The organism is Rhodococcus sp. IEGM 1307, from assembly GCF_030056915.1.
GTDB lineage: Bacteria > Actinomycetota > Actinomycetes > Mycobacteriales > Mycobacteriaceae > Rhodococcus_F > Rhodococcus_F opacus_D.
Genome location: NZ_JASHKW010000083.1, coordinates 1 through 430, shown reverse-complemented (window position 1 = coordinate 430; position 430 = coordinate 1). Strand labels below are relative to the sequence as shown.

2 protein-coding genes are annotated in these 430 nt (G+C 64.2%); both read right to left on the bottom strand.

Annotation, left to right across the window (positions count from 1 at the left end; translation table 11 throughout):
* On the bottom strand, positions 1–76 hold a 76-nt coding region (locus tag QM841_RS43740), incomplete at its 3' end, for a biotin carboxylase N-terminal domain-containing protein (RefSeq protein WP_369426244.1).
* Positions 77–102: 26 nt separating this feature from the next.
* Positions 103–369 (bottom strand): acyl-CoA carboxylase epsilon subunit, encoded by a 267-nt coding sequence (locus QM841_RS42915; RefSeq protein ID WP_265148198.1) that lies wholly within the window; start codon positions 367–369, stop codon positions 103–105.
* Positions 370–430 lie beyond the last annotated feature (61 nt).

Below are 430 nucleotides of genomic sequence, written 5' to 3'. Positions count from 1 at the left end.
CTGCGGCCCGGATCACCCGCACTGCAATCTCACCGCGGTTCGCGACGAGCACCTTGGAAATACGTGCACTACTCATCGAAATGTCTTCCCTTTTCTACAGTTTCAGTAGCCTGCGTTGACCAGGACGGCAGCGGCGGCTACTTGCCGACGCAGAATGAGGGCGGGCGTGCCCCACGAATCGTTATCGGACGCGGGCGCTTCCGCCGCGGAACCGGACGAGGCGATCGCAGCGAACACTGCGAGCACCGCGGCGATGTCCGTGTCGCTCGGGTTGCCCGTGAACGTCACGGCCGGCGCCGCCGGCGGCTCTTCAGTGATGCCGGCGCCCAGCTCGTCGAGCACCTCGTCGACTACCAATTCCGCGGTCATAGCGGAATGTTCCCATGCTTCTTGGGCGGGAGGGTGACCATTTTGCGTTCGAGGAGGCGCA

Coding starts and splice junctions, on each gene's coding strand:
- QM841_RS42915 (WP_265148198.1), bottom strand. CDS start 369: ATGACCGCGGAATTGGTAGTCGACGAGGTGCTCGACGAGCTGGGCGCC.